This is a genomic window from Pseudokineococcus sp. 5B2Z-1 (assembly GCF_037482305.1).
Classification (GTDB): Bacteria; Actinomycetota; Actinomycetes; order Actinomycetales; family Quadrisphaeraceae; genus Pseudokineococcus.
In genome coordinates, this window is the sequence record NZ_JBBHZG010000003.1 from 187,208 (window position 1) to 210,023 (window position 22,816).

At 78.4% G+C, this 22,816-nt stretch carries 21 protein-coding genes and 1 tRNA gene; 2 read left to right on the forward strand and 20 right to left on the reverse strand.

The annotated features are described in order from the left end of the window. Positions 1 to 6: 6 nt before the first annotated feature. From WDV85_RS09330 to WDV85_RS09340, 3 genes are all read right to left on the reverse strand, one after another. Positions 7 to 1,506 (reverse strand): glutamate-cysteine ligase family protein, encoded by a 1,500-nt coding sequence (locus WDV85_RS09330; protein WP_339570346.1) that lies wholly within the window; start codon positions 1,504 to 1,506, stop codon positions 7 to 9. Between the two features lie 101 nt (positions 1,507 to 1,607). Further along, complete coding sequence (locus WDV85_RS09335) at positions 1,608 to 4,271, reverse strand: AAA family ATPase (RefSeq protein WP_339570347.1); 2,664 nt, start codon at positions 4,269 to 4,271, stop codon at positions 1,608 to 1,610. Next, complete coding sequence (locus tag WDV85_RS09340) at positions 4,268 to 5,464, reverse strand: metallophosphoesterase family protein (protein WP_339570348.1); 1,197 nt, start codon at positions 5,462 to 5,464, stop codon at positions 4,268 to 4,270. The genes WDV85_RS09335 and WDV85_RS09340 overlap by 4 nt, the downstream gene beginning before the upstream one ends. A gap of 344 nt (positions 5,465 to 5,808) precedes the next feature. Between WDV85_RS09340 and sigK the strand changes: the two genes are divergently transcribed. Together sigK and WDV85_RS09350 are read left to right on the forward strand one after the other, a co-directional pair. Continuing rightward, the gene (gene sigK, locus WDV85_RS09345; protein ID WP_339570349.1) at positions 5,809 to 6,420 is read left to right on the forward strand and encodes an ECF RNA polymerase sigma factor SigK; all 612 of its coding nucleotides are present in this window, start codon (positions 5,809 to 5,811) and stop codon (positions 6,418 to 6,420) included. Further along, complete coding sequence (locus tag WDV85_RS09350) at positions 6,420 to 7,127, forward strand: anti-sigma factor (RefSeq protein ID WP_339570618.1); 708 nt, start codon at positions 6,420 to 6,422, stop codon at positions 7,125 to 7,127. Before sigK ends, WDV85_RS09350 begins: the two co-directional genes overlap by 1 nt. A 130-nt stretch (positions 7,128 to 7,257) precedes the next feature. Here WDV85_RS09350 and gcvP read toward each other — a convergent pair whose 3' ends face one another. The 17 genes from gcvP to WDV85_RS09435 form a co-directional block, all read right to left on the reverse strand. Then, positions 7,258 to 10,209, reverse strand: coding sequence for an aminomethyl-transferring glycine dehydrogenase (gcvP, locus tag WDV85_RS09355; protein WP_339570350.1), 2,952 nt, complete (start codon positions 10,207 to 10,209; stop codon positions 7,258 to 7,260). Positions 10,210 to 10,450: 241 nt separating this feature from the next. Further along, a complete protein-coding gene (locus WDV85_RS09360) occupies positions 10,451 to 11,062 on the reverse strand; it encodes a MerR family transcriptional regulator (protein WP_339570351.1) in 612 nt (203 codons plus the stop codon). Positions 11,063 to 11,171: 109 nt separating this feature from the next. Further along, positions 11,172 to 11,693 (reverse strand): bifunctional nuclease family protein, encoded by a 522-nt coding sequence (locus WDV85_RS09365; protein WP_298805492.1) that lies wholly within the window; start codon positions 11,691 to 11,693, stop codon positions 11,172 to 11,174. 132 nt (positions 11,694 to 11,825) lie between these two features. Continuing rightward, on the reverse strand, positions 11,826 to 12,509 hold the full coding sequence (gene ftsR, locus WDV85_RS09370) for a transcriptional regulator FtsR (RefSeq protein WP_339570352.1): 684 nt from the start codon (positions 12,507 to 12,509) through the stop codon (positions 11,826 to 11,828). Between the two features lie 74 nt (positions 12,510 to 12,583). After that, positions 12,584 to 13,117, reverse strand: a complete 534-nt coding sequence (locus WDV85_RS09375; RefSeq protein WP_339570353.1) for an FHA domain-containing protein — start codon at positions 13,115 to 13,117, stop codon at positions 12,584 to 12,586. A gap of 129 nt (positions 13,118 to 13,246) precedes the next feature. Further along, positions 13,247 to 13,648, reverse strand: a complete 402-nt coding sequence (gene gcvH / locus WDV85_RS09380; RefSeq protein WP_339570354.1) for a glycine cleavage system protein GcvH — start codon at positions 13,646 to 13,648, stop codon at positions 13,247 to 13,249. A 100-nt stretch (positions 13,649 to 13,748) separates the two neighbouring features. After that, entirely contained in the window at positions 13,749 to 14,657 is a 909-nt protein-coding gene (locus tag WDV85_RS09385) for a DUF881 domain-containing protein (RefSeq protein WP_339570355.1), read from the reverse strand. Further along, on the reverse strand, positions 14,654 to 14,986 hold the full coding sequence (locus tag WDV85_RS09390; protein WP_298805482.1) for a small basic family protein: 333 nt from the start codon (positions 14,984 to 14,986) through the stop codon (positions 14,654 to 14,656). The genes WDV85_RS09385 and WDV85_RS09390 overlap by 4 nt, the downstream gene beginning before the upstream one ends. Beyond that, the gene (locus tag WDV85_RS09395) at positions 14,983 to 15,858 is read right to left on the reverse strand and encodes a DUF881 domain-containing protein (RefSeq protein ID WP_339570356.1); all 876 of its coding nucleotides are present in this window, start codon (positions 15,856 to 15,858) and stop codon (positions 14,983 to 14,985) included. Before WDV85_RS09395 ends, WDV85_RS09390 begins: the two co-directional genes overlap by 4 nt. Continuing rightward, positions 15,855 to 16,463 (reverse strand): CDP-alcohol phosphatidyltransferase family protein, encoded by a 609-nt coding sequence (locus WDV85_RS09400; RefSeq protein ID WP_339570357.1) that lies wholly within the window; start codon positions 16,461 to 16,463, stop codon positions 15,855 to 15,857. The genes WDV85_RS09395 and WDV85_RS09400 overlap by 4 nt, the downstream gene beginning before the upstream one ends. Before the next feature lie 247 nt (positions 16,464 to 16,710). Beyond that, a tRNA-Pro gene (locus WDV85_RS09405) sits at positions 16,711 to 16,784 on the reverse strand. Positions 16,785 to 16,889: 105 nt separating this feature from the next. Next, positions 16,890 to 18,446 carry a ribosome biogenesis GTPase Der gene (gene der, locus WDV85_RS09410; RefSeq protein ID WP_339570358.1) on the reverse strand — a complete coding sequence of 519 codons (1,557 nt, stop codon included), beginning with the start codon at positions 18,444 to 18,446 and terminating at the stop codon, positions 16,890 to 16,892. 1 nt (position 18,447) lies between these two features. Continuing rightward, complete coding sequence (locus tag WDV85_RS09415) at positions 18,448 to 19,230, reverse strand: lysophospholipid acyltransferase family protein (protein ID WP_339570359.1); 783 nt, start codon at positions 19,228 to 19,230, stop codon at positions 18,448 to 18,450. Further along, positions 19,227 to 19,994: a (d)CMP kinase gene (cmk, locus tag WDV85_RS09420; protein WP_339570360.1), complete on the reverse strand. Its 768-nt coding sequence runs from the start codon at positions 19,992 to 19,994 to the stop codon at positions 19,227 to 19,229. The genes WDV85_RS09415 and cmk overlap by 4 nt, the downstream gene beginning before the upstream one ends. A 151-nt stretch (positions 19,995 to 20,145) precedes the next feature. Beyond that, entirely contained in the window at positions 20,146 to 21,393 is a 1,248-nt protein-coding gene (locus WDV85_RS09425) for a prephenate dehydrogenase (RefSeq protein WP_339570361.1), read from the reverse strand. After that, positions 21,390 to 21,752, reverse strand: coding sequence for a chorismate mutase (aroH, locus tag WDV85_RS09430; protein WP_171204444.1), 363 nt, complete (start codon positions 21,750 to 21,752; stop codon positions 21,390 to 21,392). Before aroH ends, WDV85_RS09425 begins: the two co-directional genes overlap by 4 nt. 199 nt (positions 21,753 to 21,951) lie before the next feature. Next, complete coding sequence (locus tag WDV85_RS09435) at positions 21,952 to 22,668, reverse strand: pseudouridine synthase (protein WP_339570362.1); 717 nt, start codon at positions 22,666 to 22,668, stop codon at positions 21,952 to 21,954. Between the last annotated feature and the right edge of the window lie 148 nt (positions 22,669 to 22,816).

Here is a 22,816-nt window from a genome sequence, read left to right on the forward strand (position 1 = left end):
CGAGCGTCAGCCCGCCGGCCAGCCGCCCACCGCGGCGCCGTCGCGCATGAGCTCGGCGTAGCGGGTGAGCATCCCGTGCAGCGCCTCGTGCCGGTCGGCGCCGCGGTCCTCCGCGGCGGCCACGGCGTCGTGCTGCCACTGGGCGCCCGTCTGCCGCGTGCGGGCCCGCTCGTCGAGGACGCCGAGGTACCGGTCGCAGGCGCCCTGGTCCACGCCCCAGCTCGTGAGCCCCTCGTGGACGAGGGGCAGCAGGGTGCGGCGCACCAGGTCGGCGGCGTCGCGCTCCTCGGCACGGCCCGTGCGCTCGTCCGGCCACCACAGCGCGCTGCGCATCCCGCGCTGCGCCCCCGCGTCCAGCGAGGAGCGCGCGACGGAGAAGGGCAGCGACCCTCGCTCCCACGGCCGCCGGTCCCGGTCGGCGAGCGCGCGCACGGCCCCGAACCAGAAGGCCGCGTTGGCGGCCATGTCGAGCACGGTGGGCCCCGACGGCAGCAGCCGGTTCTCCACGCGCAGGTGCGGGGCGCCGTCGACGACGTCGTAGACGGGCCGGTTCCAGCGCCACACGGTGCCGTTCTGCATCTTCAGCTCGGCCAGCCGCGGGACGCCGCCGCGCGCGAGCACGCGCAGGGCGTCCTCCTCGGCCAGCTCGGGCAGCAGCGGCGGGTAGTGCAGGACGGAGTCCTCGAAGAGGGCGTACGCCGACGACGTCCACTCGTGGCCGAGCAGCACGCGCTCGCGCACGCCCTGGGCCGCGAGCTCCGGCGGGCGCGAGTCGGTGGCCTGCGCGAAGACGGGCAGGCGCGACTCGTCCCACAGCCGCCGTCCTGCGTAGAAGGGCGAGTTGGCCGCCAGGGCGACCTGCGGTCCCGCGAGCAGCTGGGCCGCGTTGTGGACGGCGGCGAAGTCCTCGGGCGAGGCCTGCAGGTGCAGCTGCACCGAGGTGCACGCCGCCTCGGGGGCGATGGACGGCGAGTGGGCCAGCAGCCGCTCCTCCTCGCCGCGGACGTCGAGGAGCAGGTCCTCCCCGCGCTGCGCGCGCACCGCCTCGTCGAGCGCGCGGTAGCGGGGCGAGCGCGTCATCCACCCCTCGCGCTGGTCCTCGGGCAGCAGCGTCGGGACGATGCCGATCATGACGACGCGCGCGCCGTGGGCGCGGGCGGCCACGTCGGCGGCCTCCATCCGGGCGCGCAGGTCCTCCTCGAGGGCCACGGCCCCGTCCCGCTGCATCCGGGCCGGCGGCACGTTGACCTCGATGGTGTGGGAGCCCAGCTCCGTCGTGACGTCCGGGTCGGCCAGCGTCCTCAGCACGTCGCGGTTCGCGCGGGACGGGCGGGCGGCGGGGTCGACGAGCGCGAGCTCGACCTCCATGCCCGTCACCGTGTCGTCGGTGGTGAAGGCGCCGTCGTCGAGCAGGCGCCGCAGCACGCCCAGCTGGCTGCGCAGCCGCTCTCGGTAGCGGCGGCGCCCCTCGGGGGTCGTCACGGTGCCCGAGACCTCGTCACCCACCGGCCCCACCCCTCTCCGCGCTGTCGTCGCACCTGCGTGTCGTCCCGCGGTGATCCGACCACCTGCGGCACCCGCGCGCGAGCGCGGACCGCCCGTCGGCGTCAGCCGCGCAGGCGCTCGGTGCGGGCGCCCGCGACGAGGCGGTAGCGCTCCGGCACGCAGGTGAGGACGACCACCTGGCAGGACTCCCCCGCGGCGGCCAGCGCGCGGGCCATGCCGTCCAGGCGCTCCGGGTCGGAGTAGCCGAGGGCGTCGTCGAGCAGCACGGGCACGCCCGCGCCCCCGCTGACGAGGACGGCGCAGGCCAGCCGCCCGAGGACGGCGAGCTGCTCGCGCGCCCCGCCGGACAGCTGGTCGAAGGGGACGGTCGTGCCGCCCAGCGTCCGGGAGGCGACCCGCAGGTCCGCCCCGACCTCGACCTGCACGTCGGCCCCGAAGACGGGCGCGGCCAGGCGCTCGAGCTGCGTCCTCAGCGGCTGCACGTAGGCCTCGTGGGCCCGCGAGCGCGCCTCCTGCAGCGCGAGGTGGAGGGTCCGCGCCGCCGTCGCGCGCCGGTCGCGGGCGACCTGCTCGCGCTGCAGCCGGTCGTGCTCCGCGCGCGCCTCGGCCAGCTGCTCGACGAGACCGGCGCCGCCGCGGTCCTCGAGCACCGCGGCGAGCGCGCCCACCTCGTCCTCGAGCCGGCGCAGGCGGCCGTCGGCGTCCTGCAGCCGCTGCGCCCGCAGGGCCACCTCCGCCTGGGCGTCCTCGACCCCCGCGCTGGCCACGGCCGCCTCGGCGGCCGCGAGCGCCGCGTCCGCGGCCACCAGCGCGTCCGCGGCGGCCGCCCGGGCCGCCGCGAGCGAGGCGTCGTCGGCCTCCTGCCGCGCCGTCGCCAGGTCCGCGGCCAGGACGGCCGCGCGGGCGTCCGCGCCCTCGACGGCGGCGACGGCCTCCGCCGCGCGCCGGCGGGCGGCCTCCGCCCCGGCGACCGCCTGCTCCCGGCGGGCCGCGGCCCGCGCGTCGTCCTCGACGGCCTCCCGCAGGGCGTCCTCGGCCGCCGCCAGGCGCTCCTCGGCGGCGGCGTCGTCCTGCTCGGGCTCCGGTGGCGCCGAGCCGGCCGCCTCGTCCTCCGCGTCGCCGTCGACCCGCGCCCCGGGGACGCCGGTGCGGGCCCCGCCGTCCCCGTGCTCGACGCGGCGCCGGGCCTCGGCGAGGTCCTCGCCCGCCGCGACGCGGCGGGCGTCCTCCTGCGCCGCCTCGAGCGCCGCCGCGGCGGACCGGCGGGCGTGGGCCGCCGCCACCGCACCGGCGACGTCGGCGACGCCGAGAGCGGCGCACCGCTCGGCCAGGGCGCGCCCCGTCCGCTGCGCCGCCGCCTCGGCGCGCTCCTGCTCCCCCGTGGGACGGGCGCTGACGCGCACCCCGTCGACCTCGACCCACGTGCCGCCCGCCAGGCGCACCTCGAGGCCCTCCGCGCCGAGGTGCTGCTCGCCGTCCGCCGTGACGACGCGGCGGCCGGGCCCCGTGAGCAGGACGGTCGGGGCGGCGGCGCCCGCGCGCGCGGCCGCCTCGACGTCCGCGCGGTGGGCGTCCTCGACCGCGGCCAGCGCCGCGTCGTCGACCCGGTGGCCGGCGAGCCGGGCGGCCGCGGCGCCGACGGCCTCCTCCGCCCGGCCGTGCGCGACCAGGACCGCGCGCAGCCGGGCGACCTCCCGCGCCTCGACCCGTCGAGCCCGGGCGGCCGCCGCCGCGTCGCGCTCCTCCCGGCGCCGGACGAGGGCGTCCCCCGCGCCCGCCGCCTCCTCGCCGGCGGCCTCGAGGCGCTGCAGGGCCGTCCGCAGGGCCTCCTCGGCCTCCGCCGCGGCGTCACGGCGGTCCCCCGCCGCCTCCTCGAGCTCGTGCGCCCGCACGACGAGGGCCTCCCGGGCGGCCTCGTGCTGCTCGGCCGTCGCCGCCCGCGCCCGCGCGCCGGCGGCCTCGCCGCGCGCCACCTCGGCGGCGCGGCGCACCTGCTCGAGCGCGCCGAGGTGCTGCTCGGCCGCCCGCAGCGCCTGCGCGTCGCGGGCCCGGGCGGCGCGCTCGGCCCCGGCGTCGTCCCGGGCCCGGTCGAGCCGCTCCACGACCCGGTCGACCTCCGCGACGGCGGCCTCGAGCCCGGACGCCCGCGCGGCGGCGTCCGCCACCTCCGCCTGCAGCTGGCGCGCCTCCTGCCGCGGCACGCCCGTGGGCGTGAAGTAGCGCAGGTGCTCGGCCTCGACGCGGGCGACGAGCGTCTCCTCGCGCTCGCCACCGACCTGCTCGGCGACGCCGACGTCGAGCGCCTGCGCCAGCGAGGAGCGGGCGTCGAGCTCGGCCTGCTCGAGCCCCACGCCCTGCTGCAGCCGCAGGGCCCGCCACAGCGGCAGGTCGACCTCCTGCCCGAGGATCTCGAGGACCCGGGCGTGGGCCTCGCGCCCGGCCACCTGCTCGGGCGCCGGCTCGTGGACGACGAGGCGGGTCGAGGGCTGGCGGTGCCACTGCTTGCGGTAGGTGAACCGGTAGCGGCCGGCCCGGACCTCGGCCTCCACGACGGTGGGCACGTCCTGCCCGACGGGCTGGGTCTGGCGCACCGCGCGCTTGCGGGAGTCGTCGTACTCGTCGAGCAGGAGGTCGAGGGCGTCGACGACGCTCGTCTTGCCCACCTCGTTGTCGCCGACGACGACCGTGACGCCGCTCGGCGCCAGGGCGACCTCGTGGTCGACGACGCCGCGGAAGGACTGCAGGCGCAGGCGCAGCAGCCTCATCCGGCGGCCGCCAGCCGGTGCAGCAGCGAGAGGGCGTCCTGGGCGGCGACGGCGTCGGGCGTGCTGGGCGCCCGCCCCCGCTCGCCGCCGGCGCCGCCCGCCGCCAGGTCGGCGGCCACGGCCGCCCCCGCCCGCGCCGCCAGCTGCTCGGCGGCCTCGCGGGCGAAGCCGGACAGACCCAGCGCGTCGAGGTCCTCGGCGTCGGCGCGCACGACGAGGTCGCTGCGCCGCTCCCACACCTGCAGGGCGCCGAGGAGGTCGGCCGCGTGCTCGAGCAGCGCGTCCACGCGCGCCTTCTGCGCCACGGACAGCGAGCCGACGACGCTGAGCCTCAGCGCGGTGCGCGACTTGTCGGGCAGGCCGGCCAGCAGCTCCTCGAGGGCGTCGACGTCCTCGTCGGTGCTGAGGTCGAGGCGGTGGCGCCGGAAGCGCCAGCGCCCCACCGGCACGCGGGTGACGACGGCGCCGGGGGCCCCGGGCGGCGGCTGCTCGTCGCCGAGGTCGACGACGAGCACGTTGCCCGGGTCCACCTCGTCGTGGTCGGTGGGCTCCGGCGCCCCGGCGTACCAGACGCGGCCGGTGCCCCCGACGTCGGTCGTCGAGTGGCGGTCCCCCAGGCACACGGCCTCGAGGACGCCGTCGGCCACCAGCCGCTCGAGCGCGGGGAGGTCGATCGTCGCGGCCGCGGGCGCGGCGCCGAAGTCCTCCACGGCCCCGTGCGCGACGAGGACCCGCCGCACCCCCTCCTCGCGGCCGAGCCCGGCGCAGGCGCGCGCCGCCAGGTCCTCGACGGGCCGCTTGCTGCGCCACGGCGCCGACAGCACCCGCACGCCGGCGACGTCGACGGGCTCGCCGTCGAGGACGCGCACGTGCGCCGGCGCGAGCCGGGCGAAGAGCTCGGAGCGCAGCACGCTCCCGGCGTCGAGGGGGTCGTGGTTGCCCGGCAGGAGCAGGACGGGCACCGGCACCTCGGCCAGGGCCTCGCACGCGCGGGCCACGACGTCGCGGCCCACGTGGTTGGTCTCGAAGACGTCGCCCGCCACGACGACGAAGGCGCAGCCGTGCTCGTGCGCCACCCGCCCGAGCGAGCGCACCGCCTCGAAGCGGGCCTCGGTGGAGCGCGCCTGCGCCTCCGGGGAGAGGTAGTGCCGCGTCATCCCCAGCTGCCAGTCCGCCGTGTGCAGGAACCGCACGCCGCGCCCTCCCTCCGCGCCCCGCGCCGCCACGACCGCCGTGACGCCCCCGGGTGCCGGGCACCTCGCCCGGCACCGCCGACGCTAGCCACGGGCACCGACAGCGCCGCCCCTCCCACGCCGGGCCCGTCGTGCCGGCGTGGGAGGGGACGGCCTGCTCGGGCCCGGTGGGCCGGGTCCCGCACCCCGGCGGCGTCACCCGGTCGGGTGGCGGTGGTCGGACGGCCAATCCCACGCCGTCGACGGGGCGAACACCGGACGAGCACGAGGTCGGGAGGCGCGACCGGTGGGCGCCGGCGGCGTCCGCCGGTCCTGGCGGCGGCAGGGGTGGCAGAGTGGGCGAGGTGTCCTTCCTCCGTCCTGAGCGCCGCCGCGCCCGACCGGGCGCCGAGGTCGCGGACGAGCGGCCGGAGGACCCGGTCGGGGACCTCCTGCGCCGGGTGGCGCGGGGCGACGAGCGGGCCTTCGAGGGCCTGTACGACGCCGTCGCCGGTCCCGTCCACGGCGTCGTGCTCCGGGTGCTGCGCGACCCGGCGCAGTCGGAGGAGGTCACGCAGGAGGTCATGGTGGAGGTCTGGAAGCAGGCCCCGAGGTACGACGCGGCGCGCGGCAGCGCCCGCGGGTGGGTGCTGACCATCGCGCACCGCCGCGCCGTGGACCGCGTGCGCTCGGCCCAGGCGAGCACCGACCGCGAGGACAAGGTGGCCGCGCGCGACGCCGACCGCGCCTTCGACGTCGTCACCGAGGAGGTCGAGCACCGCCTCGAGGCCGAGCAGGTGCGGCGCTCGCTCGACGTGCTCACCGACCTGCAGCGGGAGTCGGTCGAGCTCGCGTACTACGGCGGCTACACGCACCGCCAGGTCGCGGAGATCCTCGGGATCCCGCTCGGCACCGTGAAGACGCGCCTGCGCGACGGGCTCATCCGCCTGCGCGACGAGATGGGGGTGGTGGCGTGATGGCCGCGACGGACCACCGCACCGGCGACCGCGAGGACGTGCGCGACCTCCTCGCCGCCCACGCGCTCGACGCCGTGGACGACGTCGAGCGCGCCCGCGTCGAGCGGCTGCTCCGCGAGGACCCGGAGGCGGCCGCCGAGGCCGCCGGCTACGCCGAGGCGGCCTCCCGGATGGCCGTCGCCGTCGCGGCGTCCCCTCCCCCGGGCCTGCGCGCCGCCGTGCTGGCGGAGGTGGGCCGCACCCGGCAGGTCGCCCCCGCGGCCCCGACCCGCCGGGAGACCGCCGCCGACACCCGCGCCGGCCGTGGCGGGCGCGGCGCCGTCCGCCTCCTCGCCGCCGCGTGCGGGGTGCTCCTCGCCGGCTGCGTGGGGCTCGGCGCCGTCGTGCTCGGCCAGGACGACGCCGCGCCGTCCCTCGTCGCCGCCGGCGGCTTCGCGGACGGCACCGCCGCGCTGCTCGAGGTCGACGGCGACTACGTCGTCCTCGGCCAGGGCGTCGCGGCGCCCCCGGCCGGCCGCGTCTACCAGCTGTGGTCGCTCGGCGACGACGGGGTCCCCGTGCCCGAGGGCTTCCTCGAGCCGGAGGACGGCGGCCTCGTCGGGCAGCTGGACGACTGGCGGGACGGCGCGGTGCTCGCCATCACCGAGGAGCCCGCCGGCGGTTCCGAGCAGCCGACGGGCGACATCCTGGCCACGGTCCCGACCTGAGCCGCGCCCGCGTCGTGGGCCCCGGCCGGACGACGCGCGGGCTCGTGCCCGTGACGGCAGCCCCCCGCCCCTCGCGAGAGGGGCGGGGGCGCTGCCGTCTCCGCGTCCGGTGCCTCAGAGGTCCGGTGCGTCAGAGCCCGGCGAGCTCCTCCACCGGCGGGCACGAGCACACGAGGTTGCGGTCGCCGTAGGCGCCGTCGATGCGCCGCACCGGCGGCCAGTACTTGCGCTGCGGGGTGACGCCGGCGGGGTACACCGCCCGGGAGCGGTCGTAGGGCCGGTCCCACTCCTCCACGAGCATCGCCGCGGTGTGCGGCGCGCCGCGCAGCGGCGAGTCCTCCACCGACCAGCGGCCGTCCGCGACCTCGGCGACCTCGGCCCGGATGGCGACCATCGCGTCGCAGAAGCGGTCGAGCTCGGCGAGGTCCTCGCTCTCGGTCGGCTCGACCATGAGCGTGCCCGCGACGGGGAACGACATCGTCGGCGCGTGGAACCCGAAGTCCACGAGGCGCTTGGCGACGTCGTCGACGGTGACGCCCGTCGCGGCCGTCAGCGGGCGCAGGTCGAGGATGCACTCGTGGGCCACGAGGCCGCCCTCGCCGGTGTAGAGCACCGGGTAGTGCTCACGGAGCCGCGCCGCGACGTAGTTGGCCGTGAGCAGCGCCGCCTGCGTGGCCCGCAGGAGGCCGTCGGGGCCCATGAGGGCGAGGTAGGTCCACGAGATCGGCAGGATCCCCGCCGACCCGAGCGGCGCGCCCGACACCGGGCCGACGCCGCCCGGGCCCGTGCCGCCTGCGTCGCTCGCGCCCGCGCTGGTGCCGCCGGTGACGTCGGCCGCCGGGAGGAAGGGCGCGAGGTGCGCGCGCGCCGCCACGGGGCCGACGCCGGGGCCGCCGCCGCCGTGGGGGATGCAGAAGGTCTTGTGGAGGTTGAGGTGCGAGACGTCCGCGCCGAACTCGCCGGGCTTCGCGACGCCGACGAGCGCGTTGAGGTTGGCGCCGTCGACGTACACCTGCCCGCCGGCCGCGTGGACCGCCTCGCAGAGGCGCGTGATGCCCGCCTCGAAGACCCCGTGGGTCGAGGGGTAGGTGACCATGACGGCCGCCAGCCGCTCCCCGTGCTGGGCGATCTTCGCGTCGAGGTCCTCGAGGTCGACGTCGCCGGTCCCCGTCGTCGCGACGGTGACGACGCGCAGGCCGGCCATGACGGCGCTGGCCGCGTTGGTGCCGTGCGCGGAGGTCGGGATGAGGCAGACGTCGCGCGCCTCGTCCCCGCGGCTGCGGTGGTAGGCACGGATGGCGAGCAGGCCCGCGAGCTCGCCCTGGCTGCCCGCGTTGGGCTGCAGGCTCACGGCGTCGTACCCCGTGACCTCGGCGAGCTGGGCCTCGAGCTCGGCCGCCAGGGCCCGCGTGCCGGCGAGGTCCTCGGCCGGCGCGAACGGGTGGACGTCCGCGAAGGCGGGCCAGCTGATCGGCTCCATCTCGGCCGTCGCGTTGAGCTTCATCGTGCAGGAGCCCAGCGGGATCATGCCGCGGTCGAGCGCGTAGTCGGCGTCCGAGAGGCGCTTGAGGTAGCGCAGCATGGCCGTCTCGCTGCGGTGGACCGCGAAGACGGGGTGCGTGAGGTAGTCGCTCGTGCGGTGCAGCGCCGCCGGCAGGCCCAGCTCCGGACCGGCCACCGGCCCCGGGCCCGCGGGGAAGCAGGCCACGACGGCGTCGACGTCCGCCGGCGTCGTCGTCTCGTCGCAGGACAGGCCCACGACGTCGCCGTCGACGCGGCGCAGCCAGTACCCCGCCTCGCGGGCGGCGGCGACGACCTCGTCGGCGCGCCCGGGGACGCGCACGAGGACGGTGTCGAAGACGTCCGCGTGGACGAGCTCGAGCCCGCGGGCGCGCAGGGCGCCACCGAGGGCGAGGGTGCGCTCGTGGACGGTCCGCGCGATGCGCCGGAGCCCGTCGGGGCCGTGGTGGACGGCGTACATCGAGGCGATGACGGCGAGGAGCACCTGCGCGGTGCAGATGTTGCTCGTGGCCTTCTCGCGGCGGATGTGCTGCTCGCGCGTCTGCAGCGCGAGCCGGTAGGCGGGGTGGCCGTCCGCGTCCTTGCTGACGCCGACGAGGCGCCCCGGCAGCGTGCGCTGCAGGCCCTCGCGGACGGCGATGTACCCCGCGTGGGGCCCGCCGCCGCCCATCGGCACGCCGAAGCGCTGGCTCGTGCCGACGGCCACGTCGGCGCCGACCTCGCCCGGCGGCCGCAGCAGGGTCAGGGCCAGCAGGTCGGCGGCCACGACGACGAGCGCCCCGCGGTCGTGGGCCTCCCGGACGAGCGCCTCGTCGTCGCGGACGAGGCCGGAGGCACCCGGCTGCTGCAGGAGCAGGCCGAAGAGGTCGCCCTCGGGCAGCCCCTCGCGCGTGTCGTGGACGACGACGCGCATCCCGATCGCCTCGGCGCGCGTGCGCAGGACGGCGAGCGTCTGCGGGAGCACGTCGGCGTCGACGACGAAGGCGGCGTCGCGCGGCGCCCGGCTCGCGCGCCGCACGAGCGTCATCGCCTCGGCGGCCGCGGTCGCCTCGTCGAGCATCGAGGCGTTGGCCAGGGCGAGGCCCGTGAGGTCGGCCACGACCGTCTGGAAGTTGAGCAGCGCCTCGAGCCGGCCCTGGCTGATCTCCGGCTGGTACGGCGTGTACGCCGTGTACCAGGACGGGTCCTCGAGGACGTTGCGGCGGATGACGGGCGGCAGCACCGTGCCCGAGTACCCGAGGCCGATCATCGACCGCCGCACCGTGTTCCGGTCGGCGAGGGCCCGGAGCCGCTCGGTGACCTCGCGCTCGCTGCCGGCGGCCGGCAGGTCGAGCGGGCGGTCCGTGCGGATGCCGGCGGGGACGGCGGCGTCGACCAGCGCCTCGAGGCTCGGCTGCCCCACGAGCGCCAGCATGCGGCGCACGTCGTCGGCCGAGGGGCCGACGTGGCGGTCCGCGAACGGCACCGCGCCGGAGGTGCCCGGCCCGAGGTCGTCGAGCACCTGCACCGCGTGCCGGTGGTCCGGGCGGTCGGTGAGCTGGGGGTCCACGGGCAGGGTCATGGACGGGCTCCGAGGGGTCGGCGCGGGAGCGCGGGCGACGTCCCCGCCGTGGGTGGCGGGGTCCCCCTCTGTCGCCGTCGGCTCCAGAGATGCCTGCCCGCGCGGTCCTGGCGCCTGAGAGGTTCCGGGGAGGTTGCCCCTTCGGCGCCCCGTGCCCGGCGCCGGCGCGGTGGGCGCGCGGGGCCGCGTGCGGGGACTCTCCCGCGCGGGGTCGATCAGCCCGCCCAGGCTACCCCGGGGCTCAGCCGGTGCGGCGCGCGGCGCGACGGGCGGAGAGCTCGTCCTGCGGCTCGGCGCCCGGGGAACCGGGCTCGGCGTCGTCGGCCCGCTCGCCCGGCAGCGCGGCGAGCGTGCCCTCGACCTCGCGCCACACGCGGCCGACCGCGATGCCGAAGACGCCCTGCCCTCCCTGGACGAGGTCGATGACCTCGTCGGCCGACGTGCACTCGTAGACGCTGGCGCCGTCGCTCATGAGGGTGATCTGCGCGAGGTCCTCGACGCCCCGCTCGCGCAGGGTCGCCACCGCGGCCCGGATCTGCTGCAGCGAGACGCCGGTGTCGAGCAGCCGCTTGACGACCTTGAGCACGAGGATGTCCCGGAAGCCGTAGAGGCGCTGGGTCCCGGAGCCGGTGGCGGGCCGCACGCCCGGCTCGACGAGGCCGGTGCGCGCCCAGTAGTCGAGCTGGCGGTAGGTGATGCCGGCGGCGCGGCAGGCCGTGACCCCGCGGTACCCGACCTCCTCGTCGAGCACGGGCAGGTCCTCGGAGAACAGGACGCCCTGCGCCGCCCGGGGTGCGGGACGGCGCGGAGCCGCTCCGCTCGCATCACCCGTGGTGCTCACACCGGCCTCCATCGCGGGGTCCTGCGGCGCGGAGCCGGAAGCTCGGGGCTCGAGCACCGGGGCGCGTGGCCCGCCGCGGACGTCCTCTGGGTGGGGAACGTACGCAGGCCCTCGGGCCGGGTCAACGACCGGGGCCCGTCGGGCCCGGCGTGTCGCCCGGCCCCTCCTCGGGCTGCTCGAAGTCCTCGGCGCTCACCTGGTCGAGGAACTCGCGGAAGCGCTCGACCTCGTCCTCCGCCTCCCCCTCCTCCTCGGGGACCCCGACGGCGCTCGTCTCGAGCACCTCGTCGGCGCCGAGGATGGAGCACCCGGCGCGCAGCGCCAGCGCGATGGCGTCGGACGAGCGGGCGCTGACGACGACGCCGCCGGAGAGCACGAGCTCGGCGAAGAAGACGTTGTCGCGCACGGCGACGATGCGGACCTGCTCGAGCTCGCGGCCCAGGGCGCCGATGACGTCCTTGAGCAGGTCGTGCGTGAGGGGCCGGGGCGGCACGACGCCCTGCTGGGCGAAGGCGATGGCGCTCGCCTCGGGCGCCCCGATCCAGATGGGCAGGTACCGCTCCCCGCCCGTCTCCCGCAGCAGGACGATCGGCTGGTTGGACGGCATCTCGACCCGGACTCCGACGACCTCGAGCTCGCGCACGAGAGCCACGGTAGCCCGCCGCCCGGCCTGCGGCGGGGTGGGACCGGCGCGACCGGGGTCACCCTCGGCTGCCCCGCGCACCAGCTGGGCGGACGCCCGGGCGCACCACCCGGGCGCGGGCGCCCGGCGTCCTCAGGTGAGGCGGCCGAGGCCCCCGCGGACGAGGGCCGTGTGCAGCCGCAGGCACAGCGCGGCGAGCTCGGAGGCGGCGTCCGCCGCGCGCGCCGAGGCCCCGGGGCCGGGGTGGCGGCGCAGCGGCACGACGACCTGCTCGACGAGGCCCAGCTCGCGCTCGGCGGCGGTGCGGAAGGCCCGCAGGTGCCGGGCCTCGATGCCGAAGGCGGCGAGCTCGCCCGCCGCCGTCGCGACCTCGAGGTCGTCGGCGCCGAAGTGCCCGTCCTCGGCCGCCACCAGGCCGTACCCCTCGAGGTCGGCCAGCAGCTGCTCGTCGACGCCGGCGGCCTCGCGCAGCTCCGAGCGCCGCAGGCGCAGGCGCGGCGACGCCTCGAGCCGGGCCGGCTCGGGGTCGGCGACGGCGCGCGGCGCGAGCGGCGGCGGCCCGGCGGGCGAGGGGGGCAGCAGGCCGCGGTCGAGCGCGTCGAGGTGCTCGGCGATCGCCTTGAGGGGCATGTACCGGTCGCGCTGCAGCTCGAGGACGAGCCGGAGCCGCTCGACGTCGGCGGCCCGGAACTTGCGGTACCCCGCCGCGGTGCGCTGCGGCTCGACGAGGCCCCGCTCCTCGAGGAAGCGGATCTTGGAGTGGGAGATCTCCGGGAAGTCGCCGACGAGCTCGCCGAGGACCTCGCCGATGCTCATGAGGCGGCCCGCTCGCGCCGCCTGGTCCGGTCGTGCCGCGGGCGCCGCCCCGCGCGCCCGGGGCGCCGGAGCGCTCACGCGCCCTCCCCCTCCGCCCCGGTGGCCGAGGGGTGGAAGACGAGCCGGTACTTGCCCACCTGGACCTCGTCGCCGGCGGAGAGCTCGACCTCGTCGACGCGCACGCGGTTGACGTAGGTGCCGTTGAGGCTGCCGGCGTCGCGCACCCGGAAGCGGGCGCCGGCGCCCGTGCCGTCCCGCAGCAGCTCGGCGTGCCGGCGGGAGACGGTGACGTCGTCGAGGAAGATGTCGCTCTGGGGGTTGCGCCCCGCGGTCGTCCGGACGGCGTCGAGCAGGAAGCGCGCCCCCTGGTTGGGCCCCCGCTGCACCACGAGCAGCGCCGAGCCCGGCGGCAGGGCCGCGACGGCGCTCTGCTCGTCGGTGGACAGCGGGGACGCGGCGTCCTCGGCCTGCGCCTCGTCGTCCCGTCCCGCCCCGCGGGGGACCGCCTCGACGTCGGGGAGCGCGTGGCTCGACGTCGTGTCGGCCGGCCCGCTCCCGCGGGGGGCCTCCTCGCGCGCGTCGCGCGCGCCCTCGTCCTGCGTGCTCATCGGTGCCGCCCTCCCTCGACGGGTCGTCCGTCGCGCCTCCCGACCCGCTCCGGTCGGGGGAACCCTACTGGGGTCGACCGGGGCGGCGCCCTCCCCGGGGGCGCCGCTCGGCCTCGTCGTGCGGGTGCTCTAGGAGGTGGTCGCCCGGTAGCCGTCGGCGTCCAGGAGGGCGTCGACGGCGGCCGGGTCGACCCCCTCGAGCTCGAACATCCAGCCCTCGCCGTACGGGTCGCTGTTGACGAGCTCCGGCGTGGCCTCGAGGGCGGGGTTGACCGCGCGCACGACCCCCGACAGGGGCGCGTAGACCTCGCTGACGCTCTTCGTCGACTCGACCTCGCCGATGCTGTCGCCGGCCTCGACGGCGGCCCCCTCGTCGGGGAGCTGGACGAAGACGACGTCGCCCAGCGCCTCCTGGGCGAAGGCCGTGATGCCGATGCGCACCGCCCCCTCGGGCCCCGGTGCGGTCACCCACTCGTGCTCGGCGGTGTAGCGGAGCCCCTCGGGCGTCCCGGCGGTGCTGTCGTCGGCCACGGTGCTCCTGGTGGTTCCTGGGTCGGACGGTCGGCGCGGCCGATCATGCCAGCCCGGGCGCCCGCGCGGCACGGGCCGGCGTCGACCGGCGGGCGGCCCGTCAGCCGTCGCCGGCGTCGCCCCCGTCGTCCCCGGACCCCTCGTCGCCGGCCTCGTCGTCGGGGCGGGCCAGCCCCGGCGCGGGCTCGGGCGCGGTGGCCGTGATGCGCACCTCGTCCCGGCGCTGCACGAGCACGGTGGCGCCCTCGCTCTCGAGGAGGTCGAGCACCCCGCCGGGGATGCCGATGGTCGCCTCGAGGCGGACCGGGTCGCCGATGGCGCGGATGGTGAAGGGCGAGGTGACGAGCGTCCCGCCCACCTCGACGCCGAGGGCGGTGTCGGTGAAGTCCGTCCGCGCGACGACGCGCGCGTCCCCCACGGAGAGGACCTCGGCGCCGGCGTCGCGCAGCTCCTGCACCGTGCCGAGCAGCCGCACGGCGCTGACGCCGCCGTCCGGGTCGACGACGCTGAGGGTGACGCCCGGGCCCACGGCCGGCGCGGTGCCGGCCAAGAGGCGCTGCGCGTCCTCCGCGTCCTGCTGGGACCGCAGGGCCTCGGCGCGCTGGTCGCCCTCCGCCTGCAGGGACCGCTGGGTGTCGCGCAGCTCGGAGAGCTCGCCCTGCAGCCGCTGCCGCTGCTCCCCCAGGTCGTCCACGGCGCGAACGAGGTCGGCCTCGCGCAGCTGCGCCAGGCCGCTCTCCTGGGTGGCCTGCAGCTGGACCACGAGGGCGAAGCCCAGCGCGGCGCACAGGAGCCCGGCGAGCACCTGGCCGCGCGTGGCCCGCGGGCGCAGCGCGGACCCCAGGCGCCGGCGCACGAGGCGCGCCGAGGGCGGCGCCGGCGGGCCCTGCTCCTCCGCCGCCTGCTCCTCCGCCGCCTGCTCCTCCGCCGCCGGGCCCTCCCCCGGCCCCGGGTCCGCGTGCCGTCCGTGCTCGGGGCGCGGCCCGGGCCCCTCCGCGGGCGCGCTCACGCCCGGAAGAGGTGCCGCCGGATCGCGGCCGCGTTGGAGAAGATCCGGATGCCGAGGACGACGACGACGCCCGTCGAGAGCTGGGCGCCGACGCCGAGCTGGTCGCCGAGGTAGACGACGAGCGCGGCCACGACGACGTTGGAGAGGAACGAGACGACGAAGACCCGGTCGTCGAAGACGCCGTCGAGCACCGCCCGCAGGCCGCCGAAGACGGCGTCGAGGGCCGCGACGACGGCGATGGGCAGGTAGGGCTGGACGAGCGGGGGGACGGTCGGCTGGAGCACGAGCCCGAGGACCACCCCCACGACGAGACCGAGGACGGCGATCACGGCGGGCTCCCCCCGTCGGCGTCGAGGACGCGCGCGGCCTCCGGGCGCAGGCCGGCGGCGGCGGGCAGGTGCAGCTCGTCGACCTCGTCCACGCTCACGGTGATGCCGTAGTCGGCGAGGCCGGCGGCGTACCGGCCGCCCGCCGAGCGGGCGAAGCCGGTGGCCAGCGCGTCCGGGTCCCCCACGGCCTCCACCTCGTAGGGCGGCGCGAGGGGCTGGTAGCCGACGAGGACGGCCTCCCCGGCCCCGCGCACGGCCGTGCGCGCGGTGAGGCGCTGCCCGCCGACGGCCACGGCCTCGGCGCCCGCCGACCACAGCCCGTTGACGACGACCTGCAGGTCGCGGTCGCGGACCCGGCCGAGGTCGGCCTCGGCGTCCGTGCGGGGGGAGCCGGAGGCGTCGGCGCGCGCGTCGGGCGCGTCGTCGACGACGACGCGCAGGCCCGGCCCCGTGACGGCGACGGCGCCGGTCGCCGCGCCGAGCTGCTGCGCCCGCTCACCCCCCTGCGAGGCCTCGGGCCCGAGGACGGCGTCCTGCGCGCCGACGACGTCGGCGCGCGCGCCCTCGACGGCGGAGGCGAGCGCGTCCACCTCGCCCTGCCGCTGCTCGACCTCGGCCCGCAGCGCGGCCGTCGTGCCCTCCGCGCCGGGGGCGCGCAGCTGGACGACGCCGACGACGGCGAGGAGCCCGGCGAGCAGGCCGAGCCCGGCCGTCACGGCCCTGCGGGGGCGGGTCGCCGGGGGCGCCGTCCCGGTCCGGCGCGCCGCGGCCGCGGCCGCGTACCCCGGGTCGAGCGGTCGCTCCATGACCTCCCGCAGCAGGGTCATCGACGCGTCGGGGCGGCGGCGCGCCGCGCCGGCGGCGGGGCTCACGTGCCGGCCCCCGCGACGGCCCGGTCGCCCGCCGGCCCGGCGTCGGCGCGCACGAGGAGGCGGACCTGGTGGACGTAGAGCAGCCCGGCCCACCAGTAGAGGCCGGTGCCCCACCAGGCGAAGGCCCAGCCGAGCGACTCGGCCGCCGGCCCGAGCGGGGTCAGGGCGCCGCCGACCTGAGCGAGGAGGATGAGCGGGAAGGCGTAGAGCAGGCAGAAGGTCGCGGCCTTGCCGAGGTAGTGGACCTCGAGCGTGCCGTACCCGTGCCGCGAGAGGACCGGCACCGTGAGCGCCAGGACGACGTCGCGCAGCGCGATGAGGGCGACCAGCCACCACGGGACGACGTCCCGCCAGGCCAGGCCGACGAGCGTCACCGCGATGTAGAGGCGGTCGGCGGCCGGGTCGAGGACCCGCCCGAGCCGCGACGTCTGGTGCCACCGACGGGCGAGGTAGCCGTCCACCCAGTCCGAGGCGCCCGAGACCATGAGGACGAGGAGCGCCCAGCCGTCGCGCTCGGTCGCGATGAGGACGGCGAAGACGGGGACGAGGAGCAGCCGGGCGGCGCTGATCGCGTTGGGGACGGTGAGGACGTCGTCGGTGTCCATTTCCGCCGCCGTGGACCCCCGCGGCGCGGGCGAGCTGCCGCTGCCCCGCTGCGGGGCGCTCGAGCCCTCCACGCGCACCTCCCCTGCCCGTCCGGCGCCGGTCGTCCCCGGCGCCGGGCAGGAGCCTACGGGGCACCGGTGACGACGAGGGCGGCCCACCCGGCGGCGCCGCGCCCGGACCGGGCGCAGGCGGGGCCGGGGACGACGAAGGCCCTGGCGGGAGCGGTGCTCCCACCAGGGCCGTGCGTCGGGATGACAGGATTTGAACCTGCGACCCCTTGACCCCCAGTCAAGTGCGCTACCAAGCTGCGCCACATCCCGAGCTGCCGAGCACCGGCTCGCGCCCGCCCCGGAGGGCGGCCGGCGGACCGCCGCGGCGCCGCAGACACTACCGCACCGGCGGGACCGCCCGAGCGCCGTCCGCGCTCAGCGGCGGCGCCGCTCGCGCACCCGGACGCTGAGCTCGACGGGCGAGCCCTCGAAGCCGAACTCCTCGCGCAGGCGCCGCTCCAGGAACCGCCGGTAGCCCGCCTCGAGGAACCCGGAGGCGAAGACGACGAAGCGGGGCGGCTGGGTCGACGGCTGCGTGCCGAAGAGGATCCGCGGCTGCTTGCCGCCGCGGACGGGGTGCGGGTGCTCGGCGACGACCTGGCCCAGGAAGCTGTTGAGGCGCCCCGTGGGGACGCGGGTCCCCCACGAGTCCAGGGCGACGTCGAGGGCGGGCACGAGGCGCTCGAGGTGGCGCCCCGTGCGGGCCGACACGTTGACCCGGGGGGCCCAGCGGACCTGGACGAGGTCCCGCTCGAGCTCCCGCTCCAGGTAGTAGCGGCGCTCCTCGTCGACGAGGTCCCACTTGTTCACGGCGAGCACGAGGGCCCGCCCGGCCTCGACGACCGTCGAGATGATGCGGGTGTCCTGCTCGGTGAGGGTTTCGGAGCCGTCGACGAGGACGACGGCGACCTCCGCCTTCTCGAGCGCGGCCTGGGTGCGCAGCGAGGCGTAGAAGTCCGCCCCGCTCGACTGGTGCACCCGGCGGCGGATGCCGGCGGTGTCGACGAAGACCCACTCCCGCCCGGCGAGCTCGACGACCTCGTCCACCGGGTCGCGGGTCGTCCCGGCGGTGGCGTCGACGACGACCCGGTCGCTGCCCGTGAGCTTGTTGAGCATGCTCGACTTGCCGACGTTCGGCCGGCCCAGGAGGGCCACGCGCCGCAGGCCCGACGGGCGCTCGCGGGAGGCCTGCAGCTCCTCGGGCATCGCCGCGAGGACGGCGTCGAGGAGGTCGCCCGACCCCCGGCCGTGGACGGAGGAGACCGGGAAGGGCTCGCCGAGCCCGAGGGACCACAGCGTCGCCGCGTCGGCCTCGCCGCGCTGGTCGTCGACCTTGTTGGCCGCGAGGACGACGGGCTTGCCCGAGCGCCGCAGGAGCCGGACGACCGCCTCGTCGGTGCCCGTGGCGCCGACCGTGGCGTCGACGACGAGCACGACGACGTCGGCCGCCTCGACGGCGACCTCGGCCTGGGCGGCGACGCGCGCCTCCAGGCCGGCGACGTCCTGCTCCCACCCGCCGGTGTCGACGAGCGTGAAGCGCTGCCCCGACCACTCCGCGGGGTAGCTCACGCGGTCGCGGGTGATGCCGGGCAGGTCCTGCACGACCGCCTCGCGGCGGCCCAGGATGCGGTTGACGAGGCTCGACTTGCCGACGTTGGGGCGCCCGACCACGGCGACGACGGGCAGCACCTCGAGCGGCTCCGCGGCCGCGCCCGCCTCCTCGGCGAGGAGGAGGGCGTAGTCCTCCTCCGAGAGCTCGTAGTCCTCCAGGCCGGCCCGCAGCGCGGTGGTCCGGTCGACCCCCTCGGCGCCGTCCTCGACGTCGTCCGGCGCGCCGTCGGCCGCGTCGACGACCTCGACCTCGACGTCCACCTCGACCTGGTCGGGCTGCTCGTCGTCCGCCGGCCCCGGGCCGGTCCTCTCGATGTCCACGTCAGGACCTCCCCGGCCCGGCGGGCCGCTCGACGTCGTCCGGCAGCGGCATGCCGGTGAGGTCCACCGCCGCGTGCACGTGGGCCGTCATCGCCCCGCGCAGGTCCTCCGTGGCCTGCTGGAGCGCGTCCCGGCGCGGCACGCCGGCGCGCGGGGTCAGCGACACCGGCTCGCCGAAGACGACGTGCACGGGCTGGCGCGGGCGCGGCAGGTCGGTGCGCGACCCCCCCGCCCGCTTCGTCCCGAGCAGCGCGACGGGCACGACGGGCGCGCCGGTCTGCAGCGCGAGCCACGTGACGCCGGACTGCATGGCCGCGACGTCGCCGCGACCGCGCGTGCCCTCGGGGAAGACGCCCACGGAGCCGCCGCGGCGCAGCACCGCCACCGCGGTGACGAGCGCGCCCCGGTCGCCGGTGCGGTCGACGGGGATCTGCCCGCAGCCCCGCAGGACGACGCCGAGCGGCCCGGTGAACATCTCCTTCTTGACGAGGAAGTGCGTGCCCCGCGGGGCCATGCCCATGAGCAGCGGCCCGTCGAGGAAGCCGAGGTGGTTGCTCGCGAGGAGCACCGGCCCGTCGGCGGGCACGTTGTCGAGGCCGTGGCGCGTGACGCTCCACAGGGTGCGGGAGAGCACCCAGCCCACCGGCTTGCCCCACTTCGGGCCGAAGGTGCCGGGGACCTCGCGGCCTCCCGAGGCCGGGCGACGCGCCGGCGCCCCGCTCTCCTCGCGGCGGCCCTCCTCGCGGCGGCCCTTCTCGCTGCCGCCCCTCTCACCCGCGCTCATCGGGCGCCCGCCCGGTCGGCGCGCTCGAGCGCGCTCGCGCTGACCCGCTCCGGCGGGAGCGCCGCGGGCACGGCCCGCGCGACGAGCGCGAGGACGGCCTCGACGGTCTCCTCGAGGGTCAGGGCCGAGGAGTCGACGGTGACGACGCCGTCGGCCGCCACGGAGAACTCCGAGACGGTCGCGTCGTCGCGGTCCCGGCGCAGCACCTCGTCGCGGGTGGCCTCGCGGGAGGAGGCGTCGTCGCTGCCGTGGACGTCGAGGGAGCGGCGCCGCAGCCGGGCCTCCTCGTCGGCGACGAGGAGCACCCGCACGTCGGCGTCGGGGACGACGACGGTGGTGGTGTCGCGGCCCTCGGCGACCACGCCGCGCTCGCGGCGGGCGAGGTCGACGACCGCGCGCTGGCGGCGGCGGAGCTCGGCGCGCACGTCGAGGTTGGTCGCGACGGCGCTCACGGCCGCGGACACCCGGCTCGCCCGGAGGTCGTCGGTGACGACGCGACCGCCGACGCGCACCGACGGCGCGGACGGGTCGGTGCCGAGCTCGAGCTCGATCTGGCGCGCCACCTCGGCGACGGCCCCGCGGTCGGAGAGGTCGACGTCGTGCTCCAGGCACCACCAGCAGACGGCCCGGTACGTGGCCCCGGTGTCGAGGTAGGCCGTGCCGAGCCGGGCCGCGACGGCGCGGCTCACGCTGGACTTGCCGGAGCCCGACGGCCCGTCCACGGCGACGACGACCGGGGCGGCGGCTGGGCGGGGAGCGGGCATGCGGGTCCTGACGTCGGTGCGGTCGGGGAGGACCGGCCTCGTCCGCGGGCGGGCGCGGAGCGGCTCAGGTCGCGCCCAGGGTAGTCGCTGGCGCCCGCGGGGCCGGTCGCCCGCACCGCGCGCGCTCCGCCCCCGCTGCCCGCCCCCGCCCTCAGCCGGCGACGCGCCAGCCGCGCGGCGGCAGCTCGGCCTCGAGGCGCGGCCGTCCCGCGGGCAGGACGGAGAGCTCGGCGAGGCCGAGCAGCCGCCCGGGCGCGTGCTCGAGCTTGACGTCCTCGACGCTGACCCCGAGGTCGGCCACGTCGGCGAAGAGGCGCGCCAGGCTGCCGGGCTCGTCGGGCACGAGCACGGCGACGACCTCGACGGGCACGGGGTCGGCCCCGTGCTTGCCCGGCACGCGCGCGACCCCGGCGCCGCCCTCGTCGATGGCGCGCGCCACCCGGGCGCGGGCCCCGAGCGCCCCGCCGTCCGCGGCCAGCGCGTCGAGGGCGCCCAGCACCGCGTCGAGGTCCGAGCGCAGCGCGTGCAGCGCCCGCGCCACCGGCGCCGCGTTCGCCCCGAGGATCTGCACCCACAGCCCCGGGTCGCTGGCGGCGATGCGCGTGACGTCCCGCAGCCCCTGGCCCGCGAGCGCGACGGCCGCGGAGGGGGCCTCGAGCAGCCGCGCGGCCACGAGGCTCGCCGCCACCTGCGGCACGTGCGAGACCAGCGCCACCGCCTCGTCGTGCTCGGCCGCCCCCATGACGACGGGCACGCCCCGGCAGTCGGCGACGACGTCGAGGACCCGCTCGAGCGCCCCCGCGGCGGATGCTGCCGGGTCCGCCGGCGCAGCCGCGGACGCACCGCGCTGGGCGCCGTCCGGGGCACCCTCCGGGGGCACGAGCACCCAGGGGCGGCCCGTGAAGAGGTCGGCCCGCGCGCTCGTGGCGCCCGAGCGCTCCCGCCCGGCCATGGGGTGGCCGCCGACGTAGCGCCGCACGGCCGACGGGTCGGCGCCGTCGCGGGCGAGCGCCGCGGCGACGCCGTCGAGCACGGCGCCCTTCACGCTGGCGACGTCGGTGACGACGGCGCGGGGGTGAGCCCGCAGGCGCGCGGCGACGACCTCGGCCGTGACGTCCGGCGGGGCGGCCACGAGCACGACGGACGGCTCCTCGGCCGGGCCGGCGGGGCGGCCGGCGCCGACGTCGCGCGCCAGGGCGCGGGCGGTCGGCGAGGGGTCGTCGAGGGCGACGTCGACGCCGCGGGCCCGCAGCGCGAGCCCGGCGCTGGCGCCGAGCAGCCCCGTGCCCACGACGAGGACGGTGCCGCGGGTGCGGGCGGGCCCGCCCTCCGCACCCGAGCCGGCCGTCCGGGGGCCGGCCGCCCGGGGCGCGGCCGGCCCGTCCGTCGCCGCGCTCACTGGGCGATGTCGCGGCGCAGCGCGACGGCCCCCCGCAGGTAGACGTGGCGCACGTCGGCGCGCGGGACGTCGAGCTCGGCGTGGGCCATGAGCCGCACGACCCGCGGCATGGCGCCCGGGACGTCGATCTCGGTGCAGCACAGCAGCGGCACGTCGCCGAGGCCCAGCTCGCGGGCCGCGACGGCGGGGAACTCCGAGCGCAGGTCGGGGGTCACGGTGAAGACGACGGAGATGAGGTCCTCGGGGCCCATGGGGTTGGCCTCGAGGACGGCGGTGACGAGCTCGCGGGTCGAGGCGAGCAGGTGCTCGCGCTCGTCGACGTCCAGCTGGGTCGCCCCGCGCACCGCTCGCACCGCCACCGCGCACCCCTTCCGTCGTCCCGCCCTGCCGACGCCTCCGGTCGTCCCGCCCGCGTCGGGCCTCCGCGTCGTCGTGCCCGGCGGCCCGTCGCCGGCGTCCGAGCGGCGCCGCCGCGAGGCTAGCGGCGGCGCGCCGGACGGGGCGGGCGGCGCCCGGTGGGCGGACGCCGGCCCCCGGCGGGCCGCCGGGGGCGGTGCGTCAGAGCCCGACGTCCGCCATGAGGCGACCGAGCTCGGGGCCTGCCAGCGCCCGCGAGCGGCCGGGGAGCATGTCCCCGAGGAGCACCGGCCCGATGCGCGTGCGCACGAGCTGCTCGACGGGGTGCCCCACCTCGGCGAGCAGGCGGCGGACGATGTGGTTGCGGCCCTCGTGCAGGACGAGCTCCACGAGCGCGCGCCCCGGCTGGGAGTCGACGAGCCGGAAGGAGTCGACCTTCACGGGGCCGTCCTCGAGCTCGACGCCCTCGCGCAGCCGGCGCCCGAGATCGCGCGGGATGGGCCCGGGCACTTGCGCCAGGTACGTCTTCGGCACCTCCCACGAGGGGTGCTGGAGCCGGTTGGCGAGCTCGCCGTCGTTCGTCACGAGGATGAGGCCCTCGGTGTCGACGTCGAGCCGGCCGACGTGGTAGAGCCGGTGGGCGTGCTGCTCGAGCAGGTCGCCGATGCAGGGACGCCCCTGCGGGTCCGACATCGTCGAGACGACGCCGAGCGGCTTGTTGAGCGCCAGGTAGACCTTCGTCTCGTCGAGGACGACGCGCAGCCCGTCGACGTGGACGGCCTGGCGGGAGGGGTCGACCCGCAGGCCCAGCTCGGTGACGACGACGTCGTCCACGCGCACCCGGCCCGCGGCGATGAGGTCCTCGCACGTGCGGCGCGAGCCGACGCCGGCCTGGGCCAGCACCTTCTGCAGGCGCACGCCGTCGGCGACGTGGACGTCGACGGCCGGCCGCCCTCCCGGGCGCTCGCCGCGCTCGCCGCGCTGGGTGCCGGCCGGGCGGCGGGACGCGCCGCGCGCGGACGCGCCACGACCGCTCGTGCCCTGCTGCCCGCGGCCGATGCCCGAG

Bases quoted from the DNA above. Each gene is read 5' to 3' on its own strand.
- WDV85_RS09335 (WP_339570347.1), bottom strand. From the start codon at position 4,271: ATGAGGCTGCTGCGCCTGCGCCTGCAGTCCTTCCGCGGCGTCGTCGAC.
- WDV85_RS09350 (WP_339570618.1), top strand. From the start codon at position 6,420: ATGGCCGCGACGGACCACCGCACCGGCGACCGCGAGGACGTGCGCGAC.
- gcvP (WP_339570350.1), bottom strand. From the start codon at position 10,209: ATGACCCTGCCCGTGGACCCCCAGCTCACCGACCGCCCGGACCACCGG.
- WDV85_RS09360 (WP_339570351.1), bottom strand. From the start codon at position 11,062: ATGGAGGCCGGTGTGAGCACCACGGGTGATGCGAGCGGAGCGGCTCCG.
- ftsR (WP_339570352.1), bottom strand. From the start codon at position 12,509: ATGAGCATCGGCGAGGTCCTCGGCGAGCTCGTCGGCGACTTCCCGGAG.
- WDV85_RS09375 (WP_339570353.1), bottom strand. From the start codon at position 13,117: ATGAGCACGCAGGACGAGGGCGCGCGCGACGCGCGCGAGGAGGCCCCC.
- WDV85_RS09400 (WP_339570357.1), bottom strand. From the start codon at position 16,463: ATGGACACCGACGACGTCCTCACCGTCCCCAACGCGATCAGCGCCGCC.
- WDV85_RS09415 (WP_339570359.1), bottom strand. From the start codon at position 19,230: ATGAGCGCGGGTGAGAGGGGCGGCAGCGAGAAGGGCCGCCGCGAGGAG.
- cmk (WP_339570360.1), bottom strand. From the start codon at position 19,994: ATGCCCGCTCCCCGCCCAGCCGCCGCCCCGGTCGTCGTCGCCGTGGAC.